Source organism: Fusibacter sp. (genome assembly GCF_057447755.1).
In genome coordinates this window covers 1-2,923 of the sequence record NZ_JBVBZF010000399.1, presented here as the reverse complement: position 1 = coordinate 2,923, position 2,923 = coordinate 1, and the positions used below count along the sequence as shown (strand labels likewise).

The 2,923-nt window shown below is 38.5% G+C and carries 5 protein-coding genes; all 5 read right to left on the bottom strand.

The window, feature by feature from the left end; genetic code table 11:
* The coding region (gene tsaD / locus AC220I_RS20810) for a tRNA (adenosine(37)-N6)-threonylcarbamoyltransferase complex transferase subunit TsaD (protein WP_486725788.1) at positions 1–600 on the bottom strand (600 nt) is incomplete at its 3' end.
* 1 nt (position 601) lies between these two features.
* The gene (rimI, locus tag AC220I_RS20805; protein WP_486725787.1) at positions 602–1,063 is read right to left on the bottom strand and encodes a ribosomal protein S18-alanine N-acetyltransferase; all 462 of its coding nucleotides are present in this window, start codon (positions 1,061–1,063) and stop codon (positions 602–604) included.
* Between the two features lie 41 nt (positions 1,064–1,104).
* Positions 1,105–1,800: a tRNA (adenosine(37)-N6)-threonylcarbamoyltransferase complex dimerization subunit type 1 TsaB gene (tsaB, locus tag AC220I_RS20800; RefSeq protein WP_486725786.1), complete on the bottom strand. Its 696-nt coding sequence runs from the start codon at positions 1,798–1,800 to the stop codon at positions 1,105–1,107.
* Positions 1,797–2,282 (bottom strand): tRNA (adenosine(37)-N6)-threonylcarbamoyltransferase complex ATPase subunit type 1 TsaE, encoded by a 486-nt coding sequence (tsaE, locus tag AC220I_RS20795; RefSeq protein ID WP_486725785.1) that lies wholly within the window; start codon positions 2,280–2,282, stop codon positions 1,797–1,799. Before tsaE ends, tsaB begins: the two co-directional genes overlap by 4 nt.
* Before the next feature lie 323 nt (positions 2,283–2,605).
* Positions 2,606–2,923, bottom strand: a 318-nt coding sequence (locus tag AC220I_RS20790) for an amidohydrolase family protein (RefSeq protein ID WP_486725784.1), incomplete at its 5' end; no start/stop codon positions are given.

Sequence of the window (2,923 nt, the reverse complement as noted above, 5' to 3'; positions counted from 1 at the left end):
ATCAATTGCGTGAGGGTTACCTTCCCTTGCAATCTTATCAATTAAAGGTCCTCCTGGATATCCAAGACCTAAAGTTCTTGCAACCTTATCAAATGCTTCTCCAGCTGCATCATCTCTGGTCTTTCCAATAACTTCAAAGGTTGTATAATCCTCTACCTCCACCAAGTGTGTATGACCTCCAGAAACCACTAGACAAATGAAAGGCGGTTCAAGTTCTGGATGCGCTATATAGTTCGCTGCGATATGACCCTCAATATGATTTACTGGCACTAGTGGAATCTCTAGTGCATATGATAGCGCCTTAGCGGTAGAAAGACCAACCAGCAAGGCACCAACAAGGCCTGGTCCATAGGTTACTGCAATATGATCTATGTCATCAAAGGTAAGATTTGCTGTTTTTAAGCTATCCTCAATAATCCACGTCATTTTTTCAAGATGATTTCTGGATGCCACCTCTGGAACAACACCTCCAAAGGCCTTGTGAATCTCTATTTGAGTAAAGATCTCATTGGAAAGGACTGTGCGCCCATCTGATAATATTGCACATGAGGTTTCATCACAACTGGTTTCAATCGCCAGCGTTATCACTGATTTTTTCATGTTAAAACTCCTTCCACATGATTAAAGCGTCTTCATTTGTATCCTGATAATATCCTTTTCTAACGCCAAGACCTTTAAAACCAAATTTTTCATAAAGCTTAATGGCTACAGAATTTGTCGTTCTGACTTCTAACGTCATACTGGCAAATTTATGGTCTATTGCATACTCAAATAGGGTTTCCATAAGTCTGCTAGAAAGGCCTTTTCCCCTTTGATCGGGTGTCACAGCCACATTTGTGACGTGTAGTTCGTCAACGATGGTCCACATACCTGCGTATCCGACAACACATCCATCTAAAGTAACAACAAAATACACTGCCAACTGGTTTTTTGTTACTTCATTTTCAAAGGCTTCTTTTGTCCAAGGGGTTTTAAAGGAAAGCGTTTCAATCTCAAAGACACTTTCAACATCATCAATGCGCATTCTTCTAACCTCAATAATGCCTACACTATCTTTTTTCATATTTATATCATCTGAATTTCTTGAAGTCATCTTTAGTCCTTTCACTTTAAATCTCTTTCTGCTTGAGATTTTCTCATATAATTGGCTTTTACCTCATGGTAGTTTAAAGTTTTATGGTCTGAATTAATCAAATAGGCCAAATTAGATGCCTTGGGAATATTCGCGCTTGGATCTGAGATAAACATGTTGGCACACTTATGATTCTCAATAAAGGTTTCTATCATTTCTAAATAGATTTCTGTTGCATCTCCTACAAACATAATCTTCCTATTAGGGTAGGTTTCCTTTATATATTCCAGCAAATCTGGAAGCGCCATTACATCTTCATTTATTTTTACAAGTCCACCCTTTTCCCACGTCATCTCACCAAAGTAGACATCACTGCGTTTGGCATCAATGATTGGAACAATAATGCCATCAAAATATCTTAAACCACTTGCGAGCATGGCTAAACTCGTTTCTGTAATAAGGGGTATATTAAAGGGTTGAGAAAAGGCTTTAACCGTACTTAAGCCAATGCGCACACCTGTGAAAGACCCTGGTCCCTCACATGCAATAATTAAATCAAACTCCTTTATTTTTAAATGAAGCATGGTCAAAAGAGACTCAATCAGTGGCATTAATTTCTGGGAATGCGTATTTGGCGTGTTTAATAAGAACTCTCCAATCAAGACTTGTTGATTAAAAATGGCGACACTTGCGGTGCTTGATGAAGTATCCACAATCATGGTTTTCATACGCGTTCATCCTTTCTATCCATTATGCTTTTCATATGATCTCTTAATCCATTTAAAAAAGGCTCATTGCCTTGTATTACAACAGTTCTTTCACCTGTTACGGCCAAGGAAATCGTCATCCAGACTGCCGACGTTGGAATCAAGTCTTCTACTAAATTAGCCCATTCAACAATACAGACGCCTTTTCCATAGAGGTATTCCTCAAACCCGATCTCATACATTTCATCCGGTTCAGATATTCTATATACGTCAAAGTGGTATATGGGCAAAGTACCTTCATAGGCATTCATTATATTAAATGTAGGGCTTGTCACGTAATCCTCAACCTTTAAAGCGTTACATAAGAATTGAGTGAAAGTTGTCTTACCTGCCCCCAAATCTCCTTGAAGACATAAGACATCGCCACTTTTCATTGTTTTGGCAAAAGCTGCCGCTAGACTTTGTGTTGCGTCTATAGAATCTATATTAAGCTTAATTTGCATTGATGACATCCTCCTTGCTTCATTTATTTTATACCAATTGCATGTGATTTACAAGAATGGGTGCATATTGTTATATGTCTTGAACGAACCAAAATAAGAGGGCGTTAAAGAAGTGCTCATATTGCCGAGTACCCTTTATGCCCTCTATAAATTTTAAAGCTCTAAAAATAACAACATTTGAGTCATCTCAGGATGTCTCATAGCAATTTTCGCTTAGGTTGTTTGAGACCCAACACGCCTCGTCACAGCTTATGACTCAAATTTTGTTGTGTATAATCATTTATCGTTAAAAATCATCCTTGTAAAGCAGTGTGGTTTTTACACTATCTTTTGTAGACAACTTCACCATTGACGATGGTCATATCCACATGTGACTGCAAATCAAATGGATGACGGTCCCAGATGACGATATCCGCGTCTTTTCCAGCTTCAAGGCTACCAACTCTGTCTTGGATCCCTAAAACTTCTGCCGCATTAATACTAATGCATTTAAGCGCTTCCATTTCATCAAGACCCGATCTATGAGCAAGTGCTGCACACATTGGTAAATATTCAAGTGGAATCACAGGACTGTCTGTCATTATTGCAATCTTACAGCCCGCTTCAACCATTACTCTTGGTGTATCAAAGGTTTTATTGTT

Excerpts from the sequence above, each read along its gene's own strand:
- tsaE (WP_486725785.1), bottom strand. The coding sequence starts at position 2,282 with ATGCAAATTAAGCTTAATATAGATTCTATAGACGCAACACAAAGTCTA.
- tsaB (WP_486725786.1), bottom strand. The coding sequence starts at position 1,800 with ATGAAAACCATGATTGTGGATACTTCATCAAGCACCGCAAGTGTCGCC.
- rimI (WP_486725787.1), bottom strand. The coding sequence starts at position 1,063 with ATGAAAAAAGATAGTGTAGGCATTATTGAGGTTAGAAGAATGCGCATT.